Source organism: Pelotomaculum schinkii, from assembly GCF_004369205.1.
Taxonomy (GTDB): Bacteria; Bacillota; Desulfotomaculia; order Desulfotomaculales; family Pelotomaculaceae; genus Pelotomaculum_C; species Pelotomaculum_C schinkii.
In genome coordinates this window covers 538912-563114 of sequence record NZ_QFGA01000002.1, presented here as the reverse complement: position 1 = coordinate 563114, position 24203 = coordinate 538912, and the positions used below count along the sequence as shown (strand labels likewise).

Below are 24203 nucleotides of genomic sequence, written 5' to 3'. Positions count from 1 at the left end.
ATTGTTAAATATCGCGATTATGGCTTTGCGCTACATTTTCCTGGTGTTCTTGCTGGTGTTCATCTTCAGGCTGGTTAAATGGATGGTTGGCGACCTTCAACAAACCAGGCGCCACTATTCCGGCCTGCGCCAAAAAACCGGGCAGCCGGCAGGGGTAGGCAATGCCGCCAGTGGCGGCGCTCTGCTGGCTGTAAAGGATAGCGCCTCCCCTGATTTCAGGCCGGGGGATTTCCTGCCCTTAGGCCGGCAAAACCTGCTTGGCCGGGGGGAAGCCAGTGATATCCTGATCAGGGATTCGTTTGCTTCCAGCAGACACGCCAGGGTCTTTTTTAACGAAGAGCAGTACTGGCTTGAGGACTTGCAAAGCACCAACGGCACGTTTTTAAACGAGGTTAAGATTGACCAGCCTACTCTGCTGGCCGACGGAGACATAATCAAAATCGGAGGCATTATTTTTCAGTTTGTGAGGTGGGGACATGAGGTGGGCTCAGCTAACTGATAGAGGTCTGGTCCGGTCTCTTAATGAAGACAGCCTTTGTGTTTCGCCGGAAATCGGCCTCTTTGCCGTAGCCGACGGGATGGGTGGTCATTTGGCCGGTGAGGTGGCGAGCGCCACAGCGCTGCAAATGTTGGAGCAGGACCTTGGCAAGCGGCTGCAAAACGGAGAATTCCCGCAGCATGCTCTGGTTAACGCAGTTCAAGGAGCAAACCGCAAGATATTTGAACTGGCAGGCAGCAACCAGCAGTGGGCGGGTATGGGCACTACGCTCACGGCCTGCTTAAAGCGGGAGGAAGTAATTTATATAGCCCAGGTAGGAGACAGCCGGGCCTACCTGTTACGCGAAGGCCGGATCGCGCAGCTTACCGAGGACCATTCTCTGGTGCGGGAATTGGTCAAAAACGGGGGGCTAACGGAGGAACAGGCCTTGCAGCACCCGCAACGCAACGTCCTGACCAGGGCTTTAGGGACTGCGCCTTCCTTAACCGTTGATCTTTATCTTCACAAGGTAGGCCCGGGCGACCTGCTGCTGCTCTGTACAGACGGGCTCACAGGGCACCTTCGCCCTGAAGAAATTATGTTCACCGTCCGCACTTCACCCAACCTGGATACCGCTGCCCGTGTTCTTGTGGATAAGGCGCTGGGCGCCGGGGGGAAGGATAATATAACGGTTATCCTGCTGGAAATGTAGTGGGACGTCATAATTCAAGATTATACCAAGTTATTTGTGCCGAAAAGACCTACAAAAAAATGATATCAACATCGTATTTAATGTTTACGGAGGTATTGCATGAATTCTGCGGACCATGACAGGCCGGGCTTGTTGTCCAATGCCGCCTCTCTTTTCGGGAGCCGCAAGGCCGAGCAAAAGCTGCTCTTCCTGACCGGGGTTTATACCCTGGCCGGAATGCTGGTGATTTTCCTGACCATGCCCGGCGCGACCGGCCGCATCGCGCTGCAAGCAGGGTTGGCGACGGTCGCAGGTTTTTTCCTGGTGCATATCTATTGGCATTTTACGGGTTTTAAGGGTGATTGCTTTTTACTTCCGGTAACTGCGGTTCTTTCAGCTACAGGTCTCGTCTTTTTGTTCCGGCTCAACTCCGCCTATGGAACACGCCAGTTTATATGGCTATTGGCCGCGCTGCTGGCGCTGCTGCTGACCACCAGGCTGCTAAAAGATTTCCGGTTTCTTGGCGACTATAAATATATCTATGCCCTGGTGGGACTGGTGGCCCTGATTTTGCCCATATTTTTCGGCAGGGAGCAAGGCGGGGCCAAAAGCTGGCTGGACTTCGGCCTCTTCCAGTTCCAACCTTCTGAGTTTGTCAAAATACTGGTAGTCCTTTTCCTGGCCAGCTTTTTGGATGAAAACAAGGAGGCTCTGGCCGCAGGCACGAGGAGTGTGGGCTGGCTCAATATTCCAAGCCCGCAGGAATGGGCGCCGCTGGTGGTGATGTGGGGAGTATCGCTTTTGCTCCTGGTTTTCCAGAAAGACCTGGGTACAGCCCTGATCTATTTCGGTACTTTTTTGGCTATGGTCTATGTGGCCACTTCCCGCATTGTTTACGCTGTTTTTGGCATGGGGCTCTTTTTGACGGGGGCGTCGGCGAGTTATTTTCTTTTTGACCACGTGCGTTCCAGGGTTGAAATCTGGCTCAACCCGTGGCCCCTTATTGACACAACCGGGTACCAGGTTATCCAGTCCATCTTTGCCATCGGTTCAGGTGGGGTAATCGGCGCCGGCCTGGGTCAGGGCTTCCCCAACCTGATACCTGCCGTCCATACCGACTTCATTTTCGCTGCCATATGCGAAGAAATGGGACTGGCCGGCGGTGTGAGCGTCATTATACTTTTTATGATTTTTGTTTACCGCGGGATTAAAATTGCTCTTAAGACCAAAGACGATTTTGCTTCCCTGGCGGCTGCGGGACTGACCGCGCTCCTGGGCCTGCAGGCTTTTATCATTCTGGCGGGGGTGACCAAAATGCTGCCGCTTACCGGGGTAACCCTCCCTTATATGAGCTACGGCGGCAGTTCCCTGGTTGCCAACTTTATCCTGCTGGGACTATTGTTAAACATATCTCACGAGGCAGAAATGCGCCTATGAAACAAAATATTTTAAAACTGGGTTACCTGTTGCTGGGGCTGTTGGCGGTTCTGGTGATATATCTATCCTATATGCAGTTGTACAGGGGGCCTGCTCTGGCGGACAACCCTTACAACCGCCGCTATCAGGAATACGAGGCCCAGGTAAAAAGGGGCACAATTTATGACACCAAAGGGATAGCCCTGGCCAAAAGCGATTACAGCCAGAGTAAGAACAGGCGGGTCTACCCGGCCGGTCAAAACACGGCTCAGGTTATCGGGTACATTAATGAACGTTACGGCCGTGCCGGGCTCGAATCAGCTTACGATCGCAACCTTCTGGGTATGGAAGGCGCCGACCGTTTCAGAAACCTGCTCAACAGGCTTTTAGGCAGGGAACAGCTGGGCGGCGACGTTACCCTGACGGTGGATTCAGCCCTGCAAAAGCTGGCCATGGATATGCTGGGCGGCCGGCGGGGAGCAGTGGTACTGCTGGATCCCAGGACCGGGGCAGTGCGGGTGATGGCTTCGAGCCCCAGCTACGACCCCAACCGCCTGGAAGATATCTGGCCCCAGCTGCTGCAGGATCCCCAGGCGCCCCTTATCAACAGAGCAACCCAGGGCGCCTATCCGCCCGGATCGACTTTTAAAATCATTACCGCGGCTGCAGCGCTGGCGACCGACCTGAGCCTGGCTGAAAAAAGGTTTGACTGCCCCGGCTATCTGGTGGTGAACGGCTTCAAGCTCGATGATACAGCCGCGCACGGCGAGGTTGACTTGACCAGAGCGCTTGCTGTTTCCTGCAACACAACTTTTGCCCAGCTCGGTTTAATAGCCGGGGCGGAAGGTCTTCAAAGGGCTGTCAAAGCTTTCGGATTGCTCCAGGAGCCTCCGGTAGGTATTCCCGCCCGTGCCGGGACAATGGCCGCCGCCGGGGCGATGACCCCCACCGAACTGGCCAGCAGCGCCATCGGCCAGGGGGAAGTACTGGTAAGCCCGCTGCAGATGGCGCTTTCTGCCGCGGCCATAGCCAACAGGGGTATCATCATGCAGCCCTATCTGGTCGATACAGTCAAAGATTCTCTGGGAACAACGGTAAAGCAGCAAGTGGCGCGAACCTGGTTGACTGCGACCACCCCGGAGATAGCGGAAAAAATTAAAGCCGGGATGACAAGCGCGGTCAAAAACGGTACTGCCCAGGCCGCGGCTGTTTCCGGCATGCAGGTGGCCGGCAAGACCGGCTCCGCCCAAAACCCCCAGGGACAAACACACGCCTGGTTTATCGGTTTTGCCCCGTCTGACCAGCCGAGATTGGCAGTGGCGGTAATATTGGAAAATGCCGGTCCGGGCGGCGCAGTGGCCGCGCCTGTGGCGGGAAGTCTCCTTGCGGCCGCCGTGGCGGCCGGCTACTAGCAAGCCGGCTGGAGAAAAGAGGACTGTTTCGTAAAACAGAGATTGTCTCCAAGAGCTTTAAGTTAAAATAGCAACAGCCTTCTGCTTTGGCGGGAGTCGTGGTAAGATTACATCAGAATGCATAATGGCGCATCGCATAACCGGATCAATGGGCACAGGACTCTTTACATAATGAATTAGGGGTGAATAGATTGATCGGGACACTATTGGGGAACCGGTATGAAATCCTGGAACAGTTGGGCGGCGGTGGTATGGCTATCATTTATAAGGGACGGGATACCTTATTGAACCGCCTGGTTTCCATCAAAGTTCTCCGGCCTGAATTCACTTGCGATGAGGATTTCATTCAACGGTTTCGCAGGGAGGCCCAAGCCATTGCCAGTCTTTCCCACCCGAACATAGTGAGTATTTACGACGTTGGCTTGGAGGACAAGGTCCACTACCTGGTCATTGAGTATATTGAAGGAGACAACCTGAAGAATTTAATCAGGGCGCAGGGTACAATCCAGACGGAGCGGGCGGTGGAAATTGCCCGGCAGATTAGTGACGCCCTCCAGCATGCCCATGAAAACAATATTGTGCACCGGGACATAAAGCCCCAGAATATCTTGATCACCAGGGAAGGGCGGGCCAAGCTGACTGATTTTGGTATTGCCAAGGAGGCGACAACCGCCACACTGACCCAAACCGACACTATCGTAGGATCAGTCCATTACATCTCTCCTGAGCAGGCACGGGGAGAAACCGCGGGTCCCCGTTCCGATATCTATTCTTTGGGTATAGTATTATATGAAATGGTTACCGGCGCACTTCCTTTTGAGGGAGAAACGCCCATCGGCGTAGCCCTCAAACATATCCGGGAGGCTCCGCCCCGCCCTTCCAGCCTTAACCCGGCAGTTTCACCGATGCTTGAAAGCATCATTGCGCGGGCAATGGCTAAAAATTCGGTGGAGCGCTATGAGACGGCGAGGCAGCTGTCCCTGGATCTGGATAAGGTAGCTAAACCGGTTTTCCAAAAGGCGGTCAAAGCTGATACAGACGATGAATTTGCCACCAGAGTGATCCCGACAATAACCAGAGGAAACTTATCTCCCCAACCCGCTTCCGCTGCGCCGGCGCCCGAACAGAATAATCCGGGCAGACGCCGTACGGCCTGGTTGTGGGCGGCGCTGGTGGCCCTGGGATTACTGGCTGCAGGAGTTGCCGCCTTTCAGCTTTATATAAATGTTCCGGAGATTCCAATGCCCGCGGTGGAAGGAATGACCCAGGAAGAGGCGAAGAGCGAACTCCTGGCCAAGGGTATAAAAGAAAAAAATATTCAGATTACCTTGAGCGCCCACCCGACCGTACAGGCGGGCCGGGTGATTTCCCAGGACCCTCCCGCGCAAACAAGCGTCAAGGTTACCCGTACCGTAACCCTTACGGTCAGCCAGGGTCCGGAAGTCAGGACTGTCCCTGATGTTGTAGGGTACTCTGTAAGCGATGCCAGAATCAAAATCAGTCAAAATGAGCTCAATGTTGCCGAACCCCAGCAGGAACGCTATTCCGACGAATACCCGGAGGGGGTGGTGATGGACCAGGACCCCGAACCCAACACCAAACTGTCCAGAGGCTCCGGGGTTACCCTGTATGTAAGCAAAGGACCACAGCCGTCCGACATTCAGGTGCCCGGCCTGGCAGGCATGACCGTCGAACAGGCCCGGTCGGCACTGGATAAAGTAAAGCTAAAGCTGGACGACAATTTTACCAAGGCTTCCAGTGCTGCCTACATGGAGGGGCAGATTATCAGCCAGAGCCCGGACAAAGGTACAGCTGTGGTAGAAGGCTCCACGGTCCAGGTAACTGTCAGCAACGGGCCTGGCCCATCCCCGCGCACGTACAGGGTGGAATTCAGAGTTCCGGATGACGATAAAACCCATGAGGTTAAAATCGTGGTCAATGACGTCAGAGGAAGCAGCACTGTCTACGTCGATACCGAGCAACCGGGGAAAAAAGTCGTTAGAGATATTCAGTGCTACGGAAAAGCGGAGGTCCAGGTGTATATCGATAATGAGCCGTTTTCCAAGAAAACAATTGAATAGCAGCGGCAGAATGATGGAAGGAATAGTTGTCAAAGCCTACGGTGGTTTCTATTACGTCCTTGCCGGTGAAACAGAGTGGGAGTGCTCGCTCAGGGGGCGTTTCCGCCACGAGAAACAGCAGGTGCTGGTGGGTGACCGGGTAGAATTGACCCCGCGCCACGGGCGGGCCGGAGTGGTTGAGAAAGTGCTGCCCCGGACCAACGCTTTGGTGCGGCCGCCGGTAGCCAACGTCGACCAGGCCGTGATGGTCTTTGCCCTCAGAGAGCCCGAGCCCAACCCGGGTCTGGTAGATCGTTTTCTCATCGCCGCTTCGGTTAACCATATAGAACCCATACTCTGTTTTAACAAATCAGACCTTGGCGGGGATACCCAGCTTGAGTTTGTTGCCAGGTATGGGCATCTTTTTCGTGTCCTGGTGACCAGCGCCAAAACCGGTGATGGTTTAAACGAGTTGCTTCAGGCGCTCCAGAACAGGGTTTCGGTTTTTGCCGGGCCGTCCGGAGTCGGCAAGTCCACCCTGCTTAACGCTCTAATACCAGGCCTCAGGCTTAAAACAGGGACCATCAGCGATAAGACCAAAAGAGGAAAACACACAACCCGGCATGTGGAATTGATTAGCCTGCCTGCAGGGGGTCTGGTGGTTGATACACCGGGTTTTTCCAGCCTTGATTTACCTGATATGAAGCTGGAGGACCTGGCGGGTCATTTTCCGGAAATAGCCCAATTGCAGGGGGAGTGCTACTTCACCGGGTGCCTGCATGACCAGGAGCCCGGCTGTGCGGTTAAAAAGGCCGTTGATGCCGGCGCCATCCAGCAGTCGCGTTACCTGCAGTACCTGGAGTTTTTAAATGATTTAAAGGAAAGGAGGAGATACTAAGCGTGGTAAAGCTGGCCCCTTCTATTTTGTCCGCCGATTTCACAGCGCTGCTGGCAGACGTGCTGGAAGCGCAGGAAGCCGGGGCGGAGTACCTGCACATTGACGTTATGGACGGTCATTTCGTGCCCAATATTTCGATCGGGCCGCTGGTAGTTAAAGCTTTGCGGCCAAAAGTAAAGATGTGCCTGGACGCGCACCTGATGATTGAGAACCCGGACCTTTATATAGGAGACTTTATCAAGGCCGGGGCGGACCTGGTCACCGTCCACGCGGAGACAGGAACGCATCTCCACCGGACGCTGTCTTTGATCAAGGGTCAAGGCGCTCTTGCCGGTATAGCCTTGAATCCGGCCACTCCTCCCTCAGCCATTGAATATATCCTGCCGCTGGTTGACCTGGTTTTATTGATGACGGTAAACCCGGGTTTTGGCGGACAGACCTTTATACCCGAGGTGCTGCCAAAAATACGGGCCGTCAAAAAGATGCTGGAGGAGCGCGGCCTGGCCGCCGAAATCCAGGTGGACGGGGGCATTAACCGCGAAACGGCAGCGGCTGTGGTCAAAGCCGGGGCTACTGTGCTGGTGGCCGGTTCAGCCGTATTCGGCGGGAGAGACATAGCGCGGTCGATCAAAGAGATTAGAAGAGCAGCGGAAGGTGGTGAACTCTGATGGCAGTTTTTAAATGCGCTGCGTGCGGCGCTATCCTGGAGGCAAGGTGTAAGCCCGCCAAATGTAAAAGCTGCGGCGCCGAAAAGGACAAGCTGGTCAAGGAAGCCGCCCCAAAAAAAGGTTAAGTTCGGGAAGCAAGGGGACGGTTCTCCTGCTTCCAAAGCATTGCTTTGGAAGCAGGAGAACCGTCCCCTTGCTTCCTTTTTGGATAGACTTGCGGACTTTAGGCAAAACTTAAGGCATATAAGGGGAGGCTGCATAAGATGCCGTCCATATCTATACCAAACAACACCCTCCTGGTTTTAAGCGGGCCGCCGGGTTGCGGTAAATCTACTTTTGCCTTGAGCCACTTTGAGGAGACGGCTGTAGTATCCTCCGACCGCTGTCGACTTCTCGTCAGCGATGATGAGACAAATATCTCCGCCTCTAAAGAGGCGTTCAAACTCTTCCGCTCTCTCATTGAATACCGCCTGGCTCTCGGGCGCTTAACGGTCGCTGACTCCACCGCCTTGACCCGGCGGGCCCGCAGTGAACTCCTGGCCATAGGCAGAAAATACAAATTCCACGTGGCGCTCCTGATATTCAATACTCCTGAGCCGGTCTGTCTGGAATGCAATGCGGGCCGGCAGCGGCAAGTGCCCCGCAAGGTGATCGGAGCTATGAGCAGGCAGCTTGGCAGAACTCTGCAAACAGCGGAGGAAGAAGGCTTTAACCAGGTCTTAACGCTTTCCTGGGAGGACCTGCAGGACCCTGATTTCAAGGTGGATATACGAAGCTTTGAGGTAACTTATCCGGGGCCTTTTGACTTGATTGGAGATCTGCACGGCTGCTATGATGAACTGATTATGCTCCTGGGTAAACTGGGTTATCTCAGGCGTTTCGGCCGTTTTTTTCACCCGGCAGGCCGCAGGATTGTGTTTCTGGGTGACCTGACCGACCGAGGGCCGCACAGCCTGAAATGCTTCTGGCTGGTGAAGGCCATGGTCGACGCCGGCAGCGCCCTCTATGTGCCGGGCAATCACTGCCGGAAACTTGCTCGCTTTCTGGAAGGAAGAAACATCAAGGTTGCCCACGGCCTGGAAAAAACAGTAGCTGAAATAAAAGAACTGCCGGAGGATGAAAGGCGGCATTTGAAGGAAAACTTCCTCTCCCTGTACCGCCAGGCTCCTCCGTACCTGGTTCTTGATAATGGTAAACTCGTGGTGTCGCACGGGGGTATCACAGAAGAAATGATTGGGAAGGTCACGGAACGGGTGAAAAACTTCTGTTTCTTCGGAGATACCACCGGGGAGGTCACGGACGAAGGCCTTCCGGTCAGGCGAGACTGGGCCGGGGATTACTCGGGGGATGCTCTGGTTGTCTACGGGCATACCCCCGTGCCTGAGGCGGTGTTTGTGAACAATACCATAGACATTGACCAGGGTTGCGTATTGGGCGGCAAACTTACGGCGCTCCGTTACCCGGAAATGGCAGTGGTCCAGGTCCCTGCGCTGGCCGCCTACTATGAAAGGGCCGGTTTTAACAGTGAAGCTGTTGAGACCGGTGAGGATCGGTCCAAATATGAGGAGCAGCCTTACCATAGTATTTGATTACGCAACCATAGTATTTGATTACACACCCACCGGGTGTATTTTTTTTGCACTTAAAACAATGCAATAGTAATCCATCCAACTCTGAAAATGTGTTAAGCATATGGAGCGATATCCCAAAAATGTGGGTGCGAATTCATTTGCGCAAATATGACATTAGCCACACGAGTTTGGCGCTGGCGCGCCGTGTGCGATTAAAATCGCACCTAAATCGCTGGTGTTTTCATGATACGTGGCGCCGCTGCCGGCATGGCGACTATCCTACACCAAATCATAGCTGCAAACATATTCTGGCAGAAGGATGAATTTATTTGAAGGAGTGGCTCAACTTGTTGGAACAATTGAAAGCCAGTCAAGGGAAAAAAATTGTTCTTGAACTGGTTAACGGAAGAATAATAGGCGGGACCATTGTAGCAGTAGATGAAACTTTATTACGTATGGAAACAGAAGAGGGAGTCGGGATCATCCCTGTCAGCGCTGTTCAAATTATCTGGGACACTTTGAAGCGATCTTTAACCGGGGAGGATATGGAGCAATTAGCCCAACAGCTAAAGGATAAACTTCAGGTTCAAATCGCCTGTTCCGGTTTCCAATTCAACTGCCGGCAATCGTACATCTGCAGGCCGCCGGATTTCTGCACAAGCGCCTTTGGCTGCCCGGGCGGCTACGCGCCCTCCCAGGGAGGTTCTCAGTGCCCCATTACCTTTGGTTGTGGGAGCGCACAGTTCTACGGCTTTGCAGGGCCGCAGGGAAGCGGGCAAACGTATGCCGGTGAAGCGCCTAAAGCTGAGATCGCCTGCACCGGCTTCCCCGGTTTCTCCTGCGCCAGGAGCTATATCTGCAGGCCCCCGGATACCTGTACTTTCTCGTTTGCCTGCCCGGGCAGCTATGTGCCTAGTTTCCCATCCGGTGGCGGAGCATGTCCCATCTTCTTCTGTGGCCCCTTCCAGTTCGGGCAGCCCTGCGGCCCCTTCCAATTCGGGCAGCCGTGTGGTCCCTTCCAATTCGGACTACCCTGCGGTCCCTTCCAGTTCGGACAGCCGTGCAGTCCTTTCGTATTTGGGCAGCCCTGCAGTCCCTTTGTCTTCGGCGGTTCGCAATGCGGCGTTCCAGGCGGATTTGTTTGCCCGGGCCAGCAGTTTATAGGTGTGGCGCCAATGACAGGAACAAAGTCTCAGGAACCGCCCCTGCCGCCTGCTGACTTTGCTGTGCATAAGCAAAATAAAGATCACAAGGAATAGTTATGAGTAAAAAAAGCCGGGGCGGTTGGTTAAACCATATCGTTGACTTTATCGGAGAGTACACCGGAACAAATCCGGTTTACTCTCCCCTGGATTTAACCGGGGTTTTGCAGGCAAAATTTTTCATAGGACCGGAGGATGCCGGAAAACTCGTCAATATTGTGGAGAAAGAACTGGCCAAGAGAAAACTTGGCCTGGCTGCTATTGAGTTGAATTTGACCTTTAATTGCAACTTAACCTGCGCCTATTGCTTTATTCATGAAAAAGACCCCCTGGAAAGAATGACCCTGACTACAGCTAAAAATGCAATTGACCTCCTGCTGGAGCGGGCGGCATTTCCGGCGGTAAACATAACATTAATCGGCGGCGAGCCCCTCCTGGAGTTTGATTTAATTAAACAAATTGTACCCTATGCCCAGGCGGCTGCGGGAAAGCGCAGCCTTACTGTCACCTGGTCCGTTACCACCAACGGGACGCTGATCAACGAAGAAATCCTAAAATATTTTGCCATAAATAAAATCAACATGCTTTTAAGCATGGACGGTGGGGAAAAAACCCACGACCGCTACCGCAGGACGAAGAGCGGCAAGGGTACATGGCATAAAATCGCTGAAATGATACCGCTCATAAAAATGTACCAGCCCTGGCTTGGTGTGAGGATGACTGTCAGCACCGAGGCCATAAGCGATATGAGAGACGATTTCAAGCAGTTGGTGGGTTTGGGTGTCAACCAGTTTATTATTGCTCCGGCTCAGGGCGCAATGTGCTGGAGTAAAGAGCAGATCAGGCAGTACGGGCTTAACCTCGTAGATATACTTAGGGACTACCATGAGTTAAAACACAGGGGAATCCCCATATTTATAGAGGAATTTGAAAAGGATGAGAATGAGTACACAGGGTGGGGCTGCCGTGCCGGCAGTACCTCATTGGCCGTGGCGCCCAACGGGGATGTAAGTCCCTGTTCAAAACTGCTGGGATTGACCAGTGCGGAAGGTAAATATATAGCCGGCAATGTCAATACCGGTGTTGATGTTAATATGCTGGAACCTTTTCGCAATCCAATCACCAGGCAGCCGAGGCACTGTAAGCAGTGTACAAGGAAATGCAGCGGGGGTTGCTACGCCGTAAACTTTGAGCAGACCGGTGACCATTTTACCGCATCCGAGGAAAACTGTCTGTTCTGGGTGGTTTGCCAGGAAACCAAGAGGCTGTCAAAAATGATACGCATGGGTGCCCAGAGTTATTTGTCAGGCGGCAAATTTTAAGTTGCAAGCGCCGGGGGTGATTAACCCCGGCGCTTGTTCTCTATAAACGAAAGCTATGCTGTTATTTAATCTCAAGCCGTTTTATCTCCTGAAGGTCATCCAGCCGGTTCGCCGCGATATAACTGTTGGATAACGTGTAAAGGTCGTCATTGATATAGAGGATGCGTGCAACGTTCTTGTCGCTGTCATACCAGTAATTGCCTGCTTTAAGGTAGTCTTCCGCAGAAAGGTGGGTAATCTTCCCTTTCATGGAAAAGCCGTGGGTCAAATCCAGGTTGTAAACATACGCCCCCTGGAAGGCGAAGGTCCCGTACTGGGGTATTGCGCTGTCAGGCGCCGCCTGGCTATCGTCCACAACCATCACCCTGACCGGGAAAGCCAGCAGGTTTTTGTCTTTGTCAAACAACAGCGCTTTATGGTTGTGCAGGAGCTCGGAGTCCGTGCCCCTGTCTCCGATTGTTTCCCTGAACATCTCAACCGGGTTATTGACATCGGTCACATCAAAAAGCGCCATTTTCATGCCTGTGTAGAACGCCATGCTCTCGTCTGCGCTGAAAGCGTTGCCGCCGCTTAGCTCGACCGTGTCCTTGCCGAATCCGATGACGTGGTTTTCGTCGTACGGGTGGAGGTAGTCACTATAGCCCGGTATCTTCAGGGCGCCGAGGATGGCGGGGTTGCCCGGATCTTTTAAATCCAGCACAAAGAACGGGTCTACGGTTTTGAAAGTTACCAGGTACCCGCGATCACCGATAAACCTTGCGGAATAAATCTTTTCACCGGGCGCGATGTTTTCCAGCCTGCCGGTAATGTTAAGGTTTTCATCCATGATGAAGACATTGTTACGGGAGGTATATTGGTCGGTCCGCCAAATATCACCCTGGGTAGTGGCGATCCTGAAATTGCCGAGGTGCTCATCCATGGAAAACTGGTTCAGGATATGGCCCGGCGCCTCTCCTTTAGCCGCGTAGCTCACCCGGCCTTCACTGAGCGTAAACCTGTAAATTCTGGTGACATTGCTGCTATAGGGCGCCGGCAGCAGTTCCTGGTCTGCTTCTTTAAATTGCCGGTATCCGGTCACCGCGACGTAGAGGTTTGCGGTGGAGGCGTAGATATTATCGCCGGAACCCAGGTAACTGGAGACACTGGCTTCCTGATCCGGTTGGTCCAAATTGATCCCGGCCACGAGCAGGTAACCTGGCTGGATGAAATCAGGAAAGCATTTTATGTTGGGATAGTCGATTTCGATGAAGCTGTCCTTTACCGCTGTGTCGCGGTATAAAGGCCTGGGGTTTTCAATTTCACTCCCCGGGGAATAATAGAGGTGCTGGTTGGTGACCAGGTAAAAGGATGACCCGATCTTGCGCGAGGATATGTAGCTGCCGTTCAGCTCCAGTTCGCGCAGTTGTTTAATACCGGACTTATCCTCGATGTTGTAAATGATAGCCTTGACCGTATTCCGGGAGTAAGGGGGCATAATCCCGATTCTTTTCTGTCTTTCATCCTTATACATGGGCTCGTACACCTGGCTGTGGGTGGTCCCGATCACCACCAGGTATTTTGCATCCACATACATCTCCAGGGGAGAAAAGTCCTTGCCGGTAAAGTCGAGGGTGCCGGCCACCGTCATATCTGCGGCGGGCTGCGCCCTGGTGACCACTACCCGCTCCCGGTTAACCTGGTAGATGTAGACTCCGTCGGTTTTGACGATATCCGCTTCGTCCACACCCTCAACCTGAATATTGGTTTTAGAATAATCGGCGTCAGACTGCGGGGCGGCGGCCCCGGTTGCCGAAGATTCAGCTTTTTGGTTGGCAGACTGCGGCGCCCTTAACGTGAGGGCCTGATCAACAAGAACTTCGTTGTAAAAGCCTCCGCTGCGTGACTGTGCATTTGCCAGCAGGTCTTTTAAGTTTTCGTAGGAGCCTATGGAGGGTAGAGGCGCGGCTTCATTAGCCGGTTTATGCGCTATACTGCCGGGCGGACCCACCAGAACGGTCGAGGTGGCCTCATCCCAACCCACCTCATACCCCAGGGCTTGCGCCAACCATCTGACCGGCAGAAATATCCGCCCTTCCTTGAGGAGGGGAGGCGCATCTATAGCCTGTTCACTGCCGTCCACGGTCAGGACCGCCCGTCCAACGGTAATGATGATTGTTTTCCCATCTGTGGAAGTGAGGGTTGCTGATTGGTTAAGAGCGTCCCAAATGACACCGTTCTCCGGGATACCCAGGGCGTAGGCCAGGTAGCGCGCCGGGACGTAAGTGCGGTTGCCCTCAACAAAGGGAACTACGTCCATTGCTCTGGCCTGCCCGTCTGCTATGAATGTCGCCTGATTAACCACAAAGCTGGCGTTATGGTCCGGCGCCGCGCTTGCGCCCCGCTGCTGGTTTAATATGATTGCCGCAGTGAGGGCCAGGACCAGGACTCCGACAGGTAACAGTTTTTTCATGAAAAGAACCTCACTTTAAATGGTTTTATCTGTTAGACAACGGGCGCAATGGTTTGGTTCAAGCTGCTGGAATTAATTCTTTATCCGGCTGGCAGCTTTTTAACACCAAAGTAAAAATATAGCTATTTTTTTGCCTTAATTGGCTGTATAATTTAATACGGATTTTTAAAATAAAAGGAAAGGTGAGTAATGGAAAACGGGAACACAACATCACCCCTGCATACCGCCCGCTATATCACCATTGCCATGGATATTGCGGAGAGAGTGCTTAAGGGTGACTACAAAGAGGGTCAGAAAATCTCAGGACGATCCACTCTGTCCGGCCTTTATAATGTCTCACCGGAAACCGTGCGCCGGGCTCTGACCCTGCTGCAGGAGGCGGACGTAGTGAGGGTACTGCCGGGGGCAGGTGTGCATGTAAATTCTGTAGAGGCGGCGCGGGATTACCTGGCTGAATCCGGCCAATATAAGGTGGTCAAGGAAATGCAGGAGCGTCTCGCCAGGATGGTCTTGGAGCGCAACCAATTAAACGCTAAAATTGAGCATCTTACCACAGAGCTTTTGGAATATATCTCCAGCATCCTTTCGGCAAAACACAAAATATGATACAATCAGACTATAGGCCTTATCGAATTGCTTACTGTTGACATTCGACAGAATGTCTCATATAATAACACTATAAGTGAATACGGTGGACCTTCAGGGACGGGTGTAATTCCCTACCGGCGGTATGGCTGCCAAGCCGAGCCCGCGAGCCCTTGCATGGGGCTGATCCGGTGAGATGCCGGGGCCGACAGTAAAGTCTGGATGGGAGAAGGTGGAAGCCGGCCGCGAGAAAAGACTTTTTCCGGGTCTGTTTTCCTTTATTGTCCAAAAAGCCCTGAGGCGACGAGCTCAGGGCTTTTTTACGACCCTTTATAATAACAGTGAGGCTCTATATTAATATGGACAAAAGCTATATGAAATTAGCCCTCAAGTTAGCGGCCAGGGCGCGGGGCCGGACCAGTCCCAATCCCATGGTGGGAGCTGTGGTCGTTAAAGACGGCAATATTGTGGGACGCGGTTTCCACCAGAAGGCCGGTACGCCTCACGCGGAAATCCATGCTCTAAGAGAGGCCGGGTCAGAGGCCAGGGGAGCTACCATCTATGTGACCCTGGAACCCTGCTGTCATTACGGACGCACCGGTCCCTGTTCCGAGGCGGTAATCCAGGCCGGTATTGCCAGGGCGGTTGTCGCCATGGCCGATCCCAACCCTCTTGTAGCCGGGAAAGGTTTGAAAAGGCTTGAAGAAGCCGGGATCAGCGTGACACTTGGAGTAATGGAAGAAGAGGCCCGCCGGTTAAATGAGGTCTTTCTCAAATACATAGCCACACGGCTGCCTTTTGTAGTGGCCAAGGCTGCTGTCAGCCTTGACGGCAAGATTGCCACCCGTTCAGGCAAGTCCAGGTGGATTACCGGCCCCGAAGCGAGGGCTTACGGCCATCTGCTGAGAGACAGGTACGACGCTATCCTGGTCGGCATCGGCACGATTTTGGCCGACGACCCTGCTCTGACTACCCGCTTGCCGGGTGGTAGAGGCCGTGACCCGGTGCGGGTTGTGCTTGACAGCAGGGGCCGTACTCCTCCGGGGGCGAAGGTTTTAAACCAGAGTTCAGAGGCCCCCACCATTATTGCCGTGACCAAAGAAGCTCCTTTTGAGCGTATTGCGGCATTACGGGGAGCAGGGGCGGAAGTGCTGGTGGTTAGTGAGGGACCCCGTGTCGACCTGCCTGCGTTAATGAAGCTCTTGGGCGCAAGGGAGATTACCTCGGTCCTGATCGAAGGAGGAGCCGGTGTGCACGGCTCCGCCCTCGAGGCCGGGATTCTCGACAAAGCGGCCTGGTTCATCGCCCCGAAAATTATCGGCGGGAGCGAGGCGCCCGGCCCGGTTGGCGGGTTTGGCGTTGACGACCCGGCAGAGGCTCCGGAATTGGAACGGGTTAAGATGAGGCGACTGGGTAAGGATTTTTACCTGGAGGGGTATTTTAAATATCGAGGTGGATAGATTTGTTTACCGGGATCATTGAGGAAATCGGGACTCTGCGCAGCATCAGGCGCGGCTCTGATTCTGCCCAGCTGGTCATAGAGGCAGAAAAAGTTTTGCAGGGCAGTCAGGTCGGCGACAGCATCGCTGTTAACGGAGTATGCCTGACGGCTGTTCGTTTTGAAACCGGCCGGTTTACCGCCGACGTCATGGCGGAGACGCTGGACAAAACCAACCTCGGCCTCTTGCACAGCGGAGACAAGGTCAACCTGGAACGGGCTTTGCGCCTGGGGGACAGGCTTGGCGGCCACCTGGTCAGCGGCCATATCGACGGGGTGGGGACCATAACCAGGCAGGAAAGACACGACATCGCCACTCTGGTAACGGTCAGGGCGCCCAAAGAGATTATGCGCTACATGATCAAAAAGGGCTCGGTGGCCATTGACGGAACCAGCCTTACCGTGGTTGATTTGGAAACTGAATATTTTCGGGTGTCCCTGATCCCTCACACCGCTCATGCTACCGTACTGGGCCTTAAACGGGTGGGGGACACGGTCAATCTGGAAGCCGATATCATTGGAAAATACGTTGAAAAACTGGTCTCCCCCAAAGAGGAAGCCGGGAGGGAGTCCAGGCTTAATATGAGTTTTCTTACCGAACATGGCTTTTTATAAACGAAGGAGGCGCACGTTATGAAATTCAGCAGCATACCAGAGGCAATCGAAGATATCAGACAGGGCAAAATGATTATCGCCGTTGACGATGAGGACAGGGAGAACGAAGGCGACCTGATGATGGCCGCCGAAAAGGTGACACCGGAGGCAATAAATTTCATGGTGACAAATGCCCGCGGCTTGGTCTGCCTGCCCATTGACGGCAAGCGCCTGGATGAACTGGAAGTGCCGGCCATGGTCACCCGCAACACCGACAACCACGAAACAGCTTTTACCGTCTCCATTGACGCCAAGGACACTACCACCGGTATTTCGGCCCATGAAAGGGCCATGACGGTCAGGGCCGTGCTTGACCCCGACACCAAGCCCACCGACCTGCGCCGGCCCGGCCATATTTTTCCTTTACGCGCCAAAGACGGAGGGGTTCTAAGGCGGGCCGGACATACCGAGACAATCGTGGACCTGGCCAAAATGGCCGGCCTTTATCCTGCCGGGGTAATCTGCGAGATCATGAATGAAGACGGTACCATGGCCAGGACACCGGAACTGGTAGAGTTCGCTCTCATACACGACTTGAAAATCATCACCGTCGCTGACTTAATTGAATACAGGCGCCGTAACGAGCGACTCATCCGCAAGGTAGATACGGCCAAGCTGCCGACCAAATACGGGGAATTTACAGCAGTCGCCTACGAGAGCCTTTTGGACCAAAAGGGGCATCTTGCCCTGGTCATTGGCAATCTTCAAAATGTTGAAGCGCCGTTGGTACGGGTTCACTCTGAATGTTTGACCGGTGACGTTTTCGGCTCGCTCCGTTGTGACTGTGGTGACCAGCTGAGGCACGCTATGGAGATGATCGCCGGGGAGGGCACAGGCGTACTTCTTTACATGAGGCAGGAAGGCCGCGGCATTGGCCTGCTTAACAAAATCAGGGCCTACAACCTGCAGGACAAAGGCAAGGATACGGTAGAAGCGAACCTGGCCCTGGGCTTCCCGGCAGACCTCAGGGACTACGGTTTGGGCGCCCAAATCCTGGCCGATCTGGGACTGAAAAAAATCAGGCTGATAACCAACAACCCGCGCAAGATCGCCGGGCTGGAAGGTCATGGCCTGGAAGTTGTAGAGCGGGTACCGATTGAAATTAAACCGGGCAGGTCCAACAGTTTTTACCTCAGCACCAAGCAAAAGAAAATGGGGCACCTTTTACACATCAGCGAAATACGTTAAAACCTGCCGCTAATTATATGATATGATACGAGGGGGATTATTGATGCCAAAAGTATACGAGGGGCACCTTTTAGGCCAGGGTTTGAAGTTTGGGCTGATTGCCGGCCGCTTTAACGAATTTATCACCAACAAGCTTTTGAGCGGTGCGCTTGATGCTCTCAAACGGCACGGCGTGGCTGACGAGGATACAGAGGTGGCCTGGGTGCCCGGAGCCTTTGAAATACCATTAGTAGCAAGTAAAATGGCTTTAAGCAAGAAATACGACGCGGTGATCTGCCTGGGCGCGGTAATTCGCGGGGCAACCCCACATTTTGACTACGTCTCCAGCGAGGTGACCAAGGGCGTGGCCAAGGTCGGTCTGGACAGCGGGATCCCTACCATTTTCGGGGTGATTACAGCAGACACCATTGAACAGGCCATCGAGCGCGCCGGCGCCAAGGCCGGCAACAAGGGCTGGGACGCCGCGGTAACCGCGATAGAGATGGCTAATTTATTGCGCAATATCGCCGGCTGAAAGTCTTAAAAAGCTTTTTCTTGACAAATAGGAGAACAGATAATGATTTAATCATTCAAAGATGAAATGCCGAAGGCCCCGGAAAAAGCCGGGGCCTGTATAATAGGCGGCCCCCCGCATTTCATGACTAAACCAAAAAAAGGACAATAGAATGTAACCCAACAATGCTCATTGAAAATGGAAATGCCATAACCATATTAAATTTAGGATTGTTCTTGTTTGATGTTACTTAACCTCCCCCAATTAAACTATATGCATATACAATATCTCCATCTGATAAAGTACTGTTTTCTTTAGCAAGTTTCCCATTAATTGCAATAAACCCAATAGCATTTCTATTTTCAAAAAATAATTGTTGTAAAAAATCTTCTAAAGTTGTATTATATTCCACCCTGATTTGAAATGGTTTTCCAAGTTCGAAATCCTTAATATTAGCTGATGGAGCCACGTGTGATCTAAGGGTTACAGTAATGAAATTATTTTGGGACATATGACTTACCTCCCGGGAAACATAAATTATGGCCTTAACCTTATTATTTCCTGATTATTTCACATAAGGTGTGCATAAGTAGTTGTCCATGCCGCCGGGGCACCCCATAGCATGAAAACACCACAGCAATGTTTGGTGCATAAGCCATCATCAGGTACGATATGCCGAACAGGAAAAGACCAATTGAAAGTGTGGGATTCTTAGCCGACGCCGCAACTTCACATATTAATTTTATTTGTGGTACCGGGTACCGCAGGAATACCGTATGATTTCATTATCTCCACCAGATGCTTGATATTTTGTTCCCATACACTTCTTTCCACGGGTTTAAAATCAGCCATAGGATATTCGATGCCCAGAGAGGTATACTTTTCTGTTCCCAATTGCCGGTACGGTAACAACTGTACCTGGTTAACCCGGTTGTTCAATTCTTTAACTATGAATTCAGCTGTTGCCCTGATATTTTCTTCGCTGTTATTGTGCTCCGGCACCACAGGGATACGAATCACAAGGGGTTTATTCAGTTCAACAGTTTTCTTTATGTTCTTTAAAATGAGCTCGTTGCCTACTCCCGTGAATTCCATATGTTTCACCGGATCCATGTGTTTGATGTCAGTGAGCACTAAATCCACATAAGGATAAATCAGCCCCAAAATATTAGTTCTGCAATGTAAGGCTGACTCAACACAAGTATGCAGGTAATTTTTTTTGCACTCTTTTAAGAGCTCCCGGGCAAATTCCCATTGTATGAGAACCTCGCCACCAGATAAAGTAACCCCGCCGCCAGATTTTCGATAAAACTCGCGATCGGCTAGAATTACCTTCATCACATCAGGAATGGACATTTTTTGACCCCAGGTCATCAACGCGTTTGCCGGACAACTTTCCGTACATTTGTTGCAATTTGTACACTTCTGCCGGTCAATTCCTGCAACCTTATTATCAGCTGTAATAATAATCCGATCTTGATATTGAGGGCAGGTAGATAAACAATAGCCACATTTATCAACTCCAATGCAGCGGTCGGTATATACCCCCACCTGAAGTTCTGTTTTCATGCTTTCGGGGTTGCTGCACCACTTGCACCGTAACGGACATCCTTTAAAAAACACTTCTGTTCTTATTCCGGGGCCATCATGAATTGTATATCTTTGGATGTTAAATACGGTTCCCTCTATCCCAAAATCATTTTTCATGCTAATTTATACCGCTCCTTTTTGGAAACTCTTCAATCCTGCTTCAGCAATTTGCATGTCCTGCTCTACAGTACCTCCACTGCAACCTATTGCTCCAATAACCTCATCTCCGTCAACAATAGGAAAGCCGCCGCCAAAGACAATAAACCGGCCCCCGTTAATGGTATTAATTCCATAGAGTTCCTGTCCGGGTTGACAGAGGTTGGCAAACACATGGGTTGGCAGCTTTAGCACAGCCGCCGTGTAAGCCTTGCCTGTTGAAATCTGAATACATCCAATCGGGGCGTTATCCATACGATGCACGGCAATAAAGTGGCCTCCTTGGTCAACTACAGTAACAACAGATGGAACAGCGATAGTCTTTGCCTTTTCTTCGCTCGCCTTGATCATGCTTAACGCATTTTCCAGGGTTATTTTCATTTCTTGTTCTCCTCATGTACTTCAGTTTGTACCTGGTACCTAAGTTATTATTTTTAAGTTTATATGCACCCATATCATCATCTTTAAGCTGGTTTTGATGTGGGTGCGATTTCATCGCACAAAAACTGCGTAGCAATTTAAGGGATTTCAACTGCATCCTTTGTGTGTCTGTGTGAATGAATTCGCACCTACATTTTTGCAAAAAGGGCGGCAGAATACTATTCCACCGCAGTACGCCCATAAAAATCTATCAGTACTTATCCGATTTAGTCGAAAGACAACTCGGTTCTTCCAATAATATCGTCCTGCAGCTCTTTACTCAGTTCTACGAAGTAAGCGCTATATCCGGCTACTCGTACCAGCAAACCTCTATAATTATCCGGATGGGCCTGAGCATCTAGAAGGGTATCCCGGCTTACAACTGTAAACTGGCTATGCATACCCTTTCTTTGCACGTAGGTCTCCAGTAATGAGATGAGGTTATCACGGCCGGTTTCACCGGTTAGAGTTGTTGGTGTAAACTTCCAGTTGAGCAGGGTTCCGTTGGCGCACCTGCCATGGTCCAGTTTGGTTACTGATTTACATATTGCACTCGGACCCTCAGTATCATGACATGCCTTGTGGGTATGAACCGCTCCCATGCAGTCTGAAATCGGCTCAAAAGCTTCTCTGCCTTCAACCGATGCCCACTGGAACCCGCCAAATGCAACATTAACCGCTACGGAATAGGAACCCGGCTGGAACCAGCCACCATGCGCATTTGGTCTTTTTTCAATGTGTTTACAATAGGTATCCAGTCCAAATTTGGCAAGTTTATCTACATAGTCATCGTCATTGCCATAATGGTGAATTTTATCGCTGTTTACCAGAGCATAAAGAGGCTCATAGCCTTCCCAGTTCTTTTTCACTGCAGTGAGCAGTTCTTCACCGGTTACTTTTTTTTCTTCAAATACCAGCTGTTTTATTGTTGCCAGTCCATCGCCTACCGTCCCTATGCCAACCGCCTGGGGCCCGCTAAAGTTGTATTTGGCGCCGCCGGCAGTGACATCCATACCTTTTTCAATGCAGTCTTCGTTCAACAAGGACAAATACGGTAATGGTTTTATTTCCTGATGGACAATGTCAATAGCATTCAGGAATTTAACCATCCTGTCGCACCAGTATTTCATCTGTCTATCATAAGCCTCAAGAACCTCATCAAAGGTCTTAAAGTCGGCTAAACTTCCGGTCTGAAGTCCTAGTCGTTTGCCTACACTTCCGCATTTTTCCCAACGGGGGCAAGTGGAACTGCATTCCAGACATCTACCGTCGTTGATGGCTAATTCCAGAACCTTGGCCATATTAAAATAAGCAGCATCATGCCAGCCATACTCTTTACCTGTTGCATCAGGCTCGACACAGCCAACAACCTGGTAGTCACGGCAATCTTCAACGGATCTGCCATTGGAAAGCATGCTGGGAATGGTAGCTTCATCGTTAAAGATCTTGGGTTCACCAGTTCCCAGTTTGATTAGATTGGCCAGCTTGACTTTCAACTCCCAGGGAGTATTGTTATGAAGTCTTACCGCCATCCATGGGGTTGGTATTCTGGTGTGGACGTGCGCGTCCATGGTCATGAAAGTAAGATCATTGGTTGCATCCAAACCATCTTTACCAATACCGCCAACCGTCAGGCAAGGTCCGCCAATTCCTCCATTGGCGAAAACGGTAATACTGTTAATATCCCTGACCTTGTTCTGCTCAAAAATTTTGATAAAGAAACACTCGATCAATTCCTGCATAAATTCTCTGGTTGCTGTGCCATTCTTAATGTCGTTCTTATAAAAAGGATACATGTATTGATCAAATCTGCCGTAAGAAATTGAATGTCCATTTGACTCCATCTGAACCATATTATTAGCAAGTAGTTGAAGTTGAATTGCTTCCCAGAAAGTTCTGGGCGGGTTTGCTGATATCCATGCTAAATTATCTGCCATTTGTTGCAATTCCTTTTTCCTGCCAGCAGATGGTTCACTGGCTGACATTTTCCTTGCCAAGCGGGAGAACCTCATAATATATTCTGTTGCTGCATCACAGGTTATTAACGTTGCCTCATAAAAATTGTTTTTCTTGATATCTTCCGGCAAGCATAAATCAAGCTTTCTCATCTGCTCCTCAATCTGCTTTCTAATACCACCGAAACCTAACTTGAATAACTTTTCATAATTGATGCTTGTATGGCCGGCTCCTGAGTAAATGTAGGCATTGGGCAAGAACAGGCCTTTGCCCAAATAGGAACCTTTTATTTCTTCATCAGTTAACATGGGAAGTGTTACATCTTCAATACACTGCCCGTGCCAAAAGTCTCTTATTTCCTTAAGGCTTTTTTCAGTCTCAGCAGTATAATCAAAAAAGTCGTGGGTTCTCTTTTCGCTGTAGTTCAAAAGACCGTTATCAATTTCACCTAAAAGCCAATCAAGGCCGAATTCCGGAAACACCGGTGCATGTTTTTTAGGGACACCCAATCCCCCAACCAGCAATTCGTCCTGGTAAATAAAAATAGGAGTATTTCTCAGCATATTGGAGACGCCATGGGCAACCTTAACAATTTGGGGATATCCTGCATATTTTTTATATGCTTCAGTTACCAATAATGCCCTGTTAGCGTCAATTGTCCCGCTGGTGGTTTTTGCAGTATCCTTTAATATTCTGTTAACACGTGGAAAAGGTGAAGGGTTATCGACCATACCTGAAACGCCGACACCCCAGTCCTTATCAAAGGGCTCAATAGCACAAGGTTCCGTACCGATTAATTTCTCAGCAACACTCATCATCGTTCCTCCTTAGGGTTTAGGTTTAGATTAAATATAATTTAAAAACGTCGTGTTCTTTACAACACCTCCCTTCCATTGGTTCTCCTCCAAAAACAGTTTTACATTACCGGTAACCCGGCCTTAATTCTTTTACCCATGGCATCTGCGCTAATTACGGCTTCATAGATCATCTGACCTGTAATAGGGAAAGTATGATTATGAATAGGCCTGCCCGGTTCGGCTGTAATAAAGGCCGCTTCCATAAGCTTTTCCGCGCCAACCTTAGCGCATAACGCTTGGTATTTTCAAATTATTTGCGACTGCTTTAGCTGCGTCTATTGCCTTACCTCCACCACAGGCAACAAGCACATTGCAGTTATGCTGTTTGGCAATACCGGTTAACCGCTCAATTTCTGAATTGCAAACTTCTCCGCGAAACAATTCTTCTACCTGAAAAATTTCTTTTTCAGTAAAGCTTTTATTTCGACCTTCTCTGGTTACTGCCAGTCCTCTCTTTCCCCCAATAACCAATACCCTGTCACCCAATAAAGAAACATGTTCCCCAATTTCATAGATAGCGTTCCTGCCTTGAACATATCTACCGGGAGCTATAATTATTTGAGTATGTTCTCCCATGATGATTGCATCTCCTAACTTACTATCACCTGGATAGGGCACTGCAGCACCACATAACTTATT

Annotated in this window: 23 protein-coding genes and 1 riboswitch; of the genes, 16 read left to right on the top strand and 7 right to left on the bottom strand. The window is 51.2% G+C overall.

Annotated elements, in window-relative coordinates; genetic code table 11:
- The first annotated feature begins 1 nt into the window (after position 1).
- From Psch_RS13675 to Psch_RS13625, 11 genes are all read left to right on the top strand, one after another.
- The gene (locus Psch_RS13675) at positions 2–499 is read left to right on the top strand and encodes an FHA domain-containing protein (protein ID WP_190258483.1); all 498 of its coding nucleotides are present in this window, start codon (positions 2–4) and stop codon (positions 497–499) included.
- Positions 477–1190 carry a Stp1/IreP family PP2C-type Ser/Thr phosphatase gene (locus tag Psch_RS13670; RefSeq protein ID WP_190258482.1) on the top strand — a complete coding sequence of 238 codons (714 nt, stop codon included), beginning with the start codon at positions 477–479 and terminating at the stop codon, positions 1188–1190. Before Psch_RS13675 ends, Psch_RS13670 begins: the two co-directional genes overlap by 23 nt.
- 99 nt (positions 1191–1289) lie before the next feature.
- The gene (locus Psch_RS13665; protein ID WP_190258481.1) at positions 1290–2606 is read left to right on the top strand and encodes an FtsW/RodA/SpoVE family cell cycle protein; all 1317 of its coding nucleotides are present in this window, start codon (positions 1290–1292) and stop codon (positions 2604–2606) included.
- A complete protein-coding gene (locus Psch_RS13660; RefSeq protein WP_190258480.1) occupies positions 2603–3997 on the top strand; it encodes a peptidoglycan D,D-transpeptidase FtsI family protein in 1395 nt (464 codons plus the stop codon). The genes Psch_RS13665 and Psch_RS13660 overlap by 4 nt, the downstream gene beginning before the upstream one ends.
- Positions 3998–4188: 191 nt before the next feature.
- The gene (pknB, locus tag Psch_RS13655) at positions 4189–6078 is read left to right on the top strand and encodes a Stk1 family PASTA domain-containing Ser/Thr kinase (RefSeq protein ID WP_190258479.1); all 1890 of its coding nucleotides are present in this window, start codon (positions 4189–4191) and stop codon (positions 6076–6078) included.
- The gene (gene rsgA / locus Psch_RS13650; protein ID WP_243124116.1) at positions 6047–6955 is read left to right on the top strand and encodes a ribosome small subunit-dependent GTPase A; all 909 of its coding nucleotides are present in this window, start codon (positions 6047–6049) and stop codon (positions 6953–6955) included. The genes pknB and rsgA overlap by 32 nt, the downstream gene beginning before the upstream one ends.
- Before the next feature lie 2 nt (positions 6956–6957).
- On the top strand, positions 6958–7623 hold the full coding sequence (gene rpe, locus Psch_RS13645) for a ribulose-phosphate 3-epimerase (protein WP_190258478.1): 666 nt from the start codon (positions 6958–6960) through the stop codon (positions 7621–7623).
- Complete coding sequence (locus Psch_RS13640; RefSeq protein ID WP_190258477.1) at positions 7623–7748, top strand: RCKP-type rubredoxin-like domain-containing protein; 126 nt, start codon at positions 7623–7625, stop codon at positions 7746–7748. Before rpe ends, Psch_RS13640 begins: the two co-directional genes overlap by 1 nt.
- A 138-nt stretch (positions 7749–7886) precedes the next feature.
- Positions 7887–9212, top strand: a complete 1326-nt coding sequence (locus tag Psch_RS13635; protein WP_190258476.1) for an AAA family ATPase — start codon at positions 7887–7889, stop codon at positions 9210–9212.
- 329 nt (positions 9213–9541) lie between these two features.
- On the top strand, positions 9542–10453 hold the full coding sequence (locus Psch_RS13630) for an LSm family protein (protein ID WP_190258475.1): 912 nt from the start codon (positions 9542–9544) through the stop codon (positions 10451–10453).
- 2 nt (positions 10454–10455) lie between these two features.
- Complete coding sequence (locus tag Psch_RS13625) at positions 10456–11718, top strand: radical SAM/SPASM domain-containing protein (protein WP_190258474.1); 1263 nt, start codon at positions 10456–10458, stop codon at positions 11716–11718.
- 61 nt (positions 11719–11779) lie between these two features.
- Here the strand turns inward: Psch_RS13625 and Psch_RS13620 are convergent, their stop codons facing one another.
- Entirely contained in the window at positions 11780–14167 is a 2388-nt protein-coding gene (locus Psch_RS13620) for a beta-propeller domain-containing protein (protein ID WP_190258473.1), read from the bottom strand.
- Positions 14168–14356: 189 nt separating this feature from the next.
- Between Psch_RS13620 and Psch_RS13615 the strand changes: the two genes are divergently transcribed.
- The 5 genes from Psch_RS13615 (at position 14357) to ribH (ending at position 18606) form a co-directional block, all read left to right on the top strand.
- Positions 14357–14773, top strand: coding sequence for a GntR family transcriptional regulator (locus Psch_RS13615; protein ID WP_134216511.1), 417 nt, complete (start codon positions 14357–14359; stop codon positions 14771–14773).
- A gap of 85 nt (positions 14774–14858) precedes the next feature.
- A riboswitch (FMN riboswitch) is annotated at positions 14859–14990 on the top strand.
- Positions 14991–15111: 121 nt separating this feature from the next.
- A complete protein-coding gene (ribD, locus tag Psch_RS13610) occupies positions 15112–16212 on the top strand; it encodes a bifunctional diaminohydroxyphosphoribosylaminopyrimidine deaminase/5-amino-6-(5-phosphoribosylamino)uracil reductase RibD (protein ID WP_190258472.1) in 1101 nt (366 codons plus the stop codon).
- A 2-nt stretch (positions 16213–16214) separates the two neighbouring features.
- Positions 16215–16865, top strand: a complete 651-nt coding sequence (locus Psch_RS13605) for a riboflavin synthase (RefSeq protein ID WP_190258471.1) — start codon at positions 16215–16217, stop codon at positions 16863–16865.
- Between the two features lie 18 nt (positions 16866–16883).
- On the top strand, positions 16884–18092 hold the full coding sequence (locus Psch_RS13600) for a bifunctional 3,4-dihydroxy-2-butanone-4-phosphate synthase/GTP cyclohydrolase II (RefSeq protein WP_190258470.1): 1209 nt from the start codon (positions 16884–16886) through the stop codon (positions 18090–18092).
- A gap of 43 nt (positions 18093–18135) precedes the next feature.
- Complete coding sequence (gene ribH / locus Psch_RS13595; RefSeq protein ID WP_190258469.1) at positions 18136–18606, top strand: 6,7-dimethyl-8-ribityllumazine synthase; 471 nt, start codon at positions 18136–18138, stop codon at positions 18604–18606.
- Positions 18607–18835: 229 nt separating this feature from the next.
- Here ribH and Psch_RS13590 read toward each other — a convergent pair whose 3' ends face one another.
- From Psch_RS13590 to Psch_RS13565, 6 genes are all read right to left on the bottom strand, one after another.
- Positions 18836–19096 (bottom strand): hypothetical protein, encoded by a 261-nt coding sequence (locus tag Psch_RS13590; protein WP_134216507.1) that lies wholly within the window; start codon positions 19094–19096, stop codon positions 18836–18838.
- 218 nt (positions 19097–19314) lie between these two features.
- Positions 19315–20292 carry a glycyl-radical enzyme activating protein gene (locus tag Psch_RS13585; protein WP_190258468.1) on the bottom strand — a complete coding sequence of 326 codons (978 nt, stop codon included), beginning with the start codon at positions 20290–20292 and terminating at the stop codon, positions 19315–19317.
- A 6-nt stretch (positions 20293–20298) separates the two neighbouring features.
- The gene (locus Psch_RS13580; RefSeq protein ID WP_190258467.1) at positions 20299–20712 is read right to left on the bottom strand and encodes a GlcG/HbpS family heme-binding protein; all 414 of its coding nucleotides are present in this window, start codon (positions 20710–20712) and stop codon (positions 20299–20301) included.
- A gap of 266 nt (positions 20713–20978) precedes the next feature.
- The gene (gene hpfG, locus Psch_RS13575; protein WP_206663779.1) at positions 20979–23525 is read right to left on the bottom strand and encodes a (2S)-3-sulfopropanediol dehydratase; all 2547 of its coding nucleotides are present in this window, start codon (positions 23523–23525) and stop codon (positions 20979–20981) included.
- Positions 23526–23623: 98 nt separating this feature from the next.
- Positions 23624–23767 (bottom strand): hypothetical protein, encoded by a 144-nt coding sequence (locus Psch_RS13570; RefSeq protein WP_190258466.1) that lies wholly within the window; start codon positions 23765–23767, stop codon positions 23624–23626.
- Between the two features lie 19 nt (positions 23768–23786).
- Positions 23787–24182: an iron-containing alcohol dehydrogenase gene (locus Psch_RS13565; protein ID WP_190258465.1), complete on the bottom strand. Its 396-nt coding sequence runs from the start codon at positions 24180–24182 to the stop codon at positions 23787–23789.
- Positions 24183–24203 lie beyond the last annotated feature (21 nt).

What these genes read in the sequence shown, in the direction of transcription:
- Psch_RS13625 (WP_190258474.1), top strand. Translation starts at nt 10,456, where the DNA reads ATGAGTAAAAAAAGCCGGGGCGGTTGGTTAAACCATATCGTTGACTTT.
- hpfG (WP_206663779.1), bottom strand. Translation starts at nt 23,525, where the DNA reads ATGATGAGTGTTGCTGAGAAATTAATCGGTACGGAACCTTGTGCTATT.
- Psch_RS13670 (WP_190258482.1), top strand. Translation starts at nt 477, where the DNA reads ATGAGGTGGGCTCAGCTAACTGATAGAGGTCTGGTCCGGTCTCTTAAT.
- Psch_RS13570 (WP_190258466.1), bottom strand. Translation starts at nt 23,767, where the DNA reads ATGGAAGCGGCCTTTATTACAGCCGAACCGGGCAGGCCTATTCATAAT.
- Psch_RS13665 (WP_190258481.1), top strand. Translation starts at nt 1,290, where the DNA reads ATGAATTCTGCGGACCATGACAGGCCGGGCTTGTTGTCCAATGCCGCC.
- Psch_RS13660 (WP_190258480.1), top strand. Translation starts at nt 2,603, where the DNA reads ATGAAACAAAATATTTTAAAACTGGGTTACCTGTTGCTGGGGCTGTTG.
- ribD (WP_190258472.1), top strand. Translation starts at nt 15,112, where the DNA reads ATGGACAAAAGCTATATGAAATTAGCCCTCAAGTTAGCGGCCAGGGCG.
- Psch_RS13620 (WP_190258473.1), bottom strand. Translation starts at nt 14,167, where the DNA reads ATGAAAAAACTGTTACCTGTCGGAGTCCTGGTCCTGGCCCTCACTGCG.
- Psch_RS13635 (WP_190258476.1), top strand. Translation starts at nt 7,887, where the DNA reads ATGCCGTCCATATCTATACCAAACAACACCCTCCTGGTTTTAAGCGGG.
- rsgA (WP_243124116.1), top strand. Translation starts at nt 6,047, where the DNA reads ATGAGCCGTTTTCCAAGAAAACAATTGAATAGCAGCGGCAGAATGATG.
- Psch_RS13640 (WP_190258477.1), top strand. Translation starts at nt 7,623, where the DNA reads ATGGCAGTTTTTAAATGCGCTGCGTGCGGCGCTATCCTGGAGGCAAGG.
- Psch_RS13615 (WP_134216511.1), top strand. Translation starts at nt 14,357, where the DNA reads ATGGAAAACGGGAACACAACATCACCCCTGCATACCGCCCGCTATATC.
- Psch_RS13580 (WP_190258467.1), bottom strand. Translation starts at nt 20,712, where the DNA reads ATGAAAATAACCCTGGAAAATGCGTTAAGCATGATCAAGGCGAGCGAA.
- Psch_RS13590 (WP_134216507.1), bottom strand. Translation starts at nt 19,096, where the DNA reads ATGTCCCAAAATAATTTCATTACTGTAACCCTTAGATCACACGTGGCT.
- ribH (WP_190258469.1), top strand. Translation starts at nt 18,136, where the DNA reads ATGCCAAAAGTATACGAGGGGCACCTTTTAGGCCAGGGTTTGAAGTTT.
- Psch_RS13585 (WP_190258468.1), bottom strand. Translation starts at nt 20,292, where the DNA reads ATGAAAAATGATTTTGGGATAGAGGGAACCGTATTTAACATCCAAAGA.
- Psch_RS13600 (WP_190258470.1), top strand. Translation starts at nt 16,884, where the DNA reads ATGAAATTCAGCAGCATACCAGAGGCAATCGAAGATATCAGACAGGGC.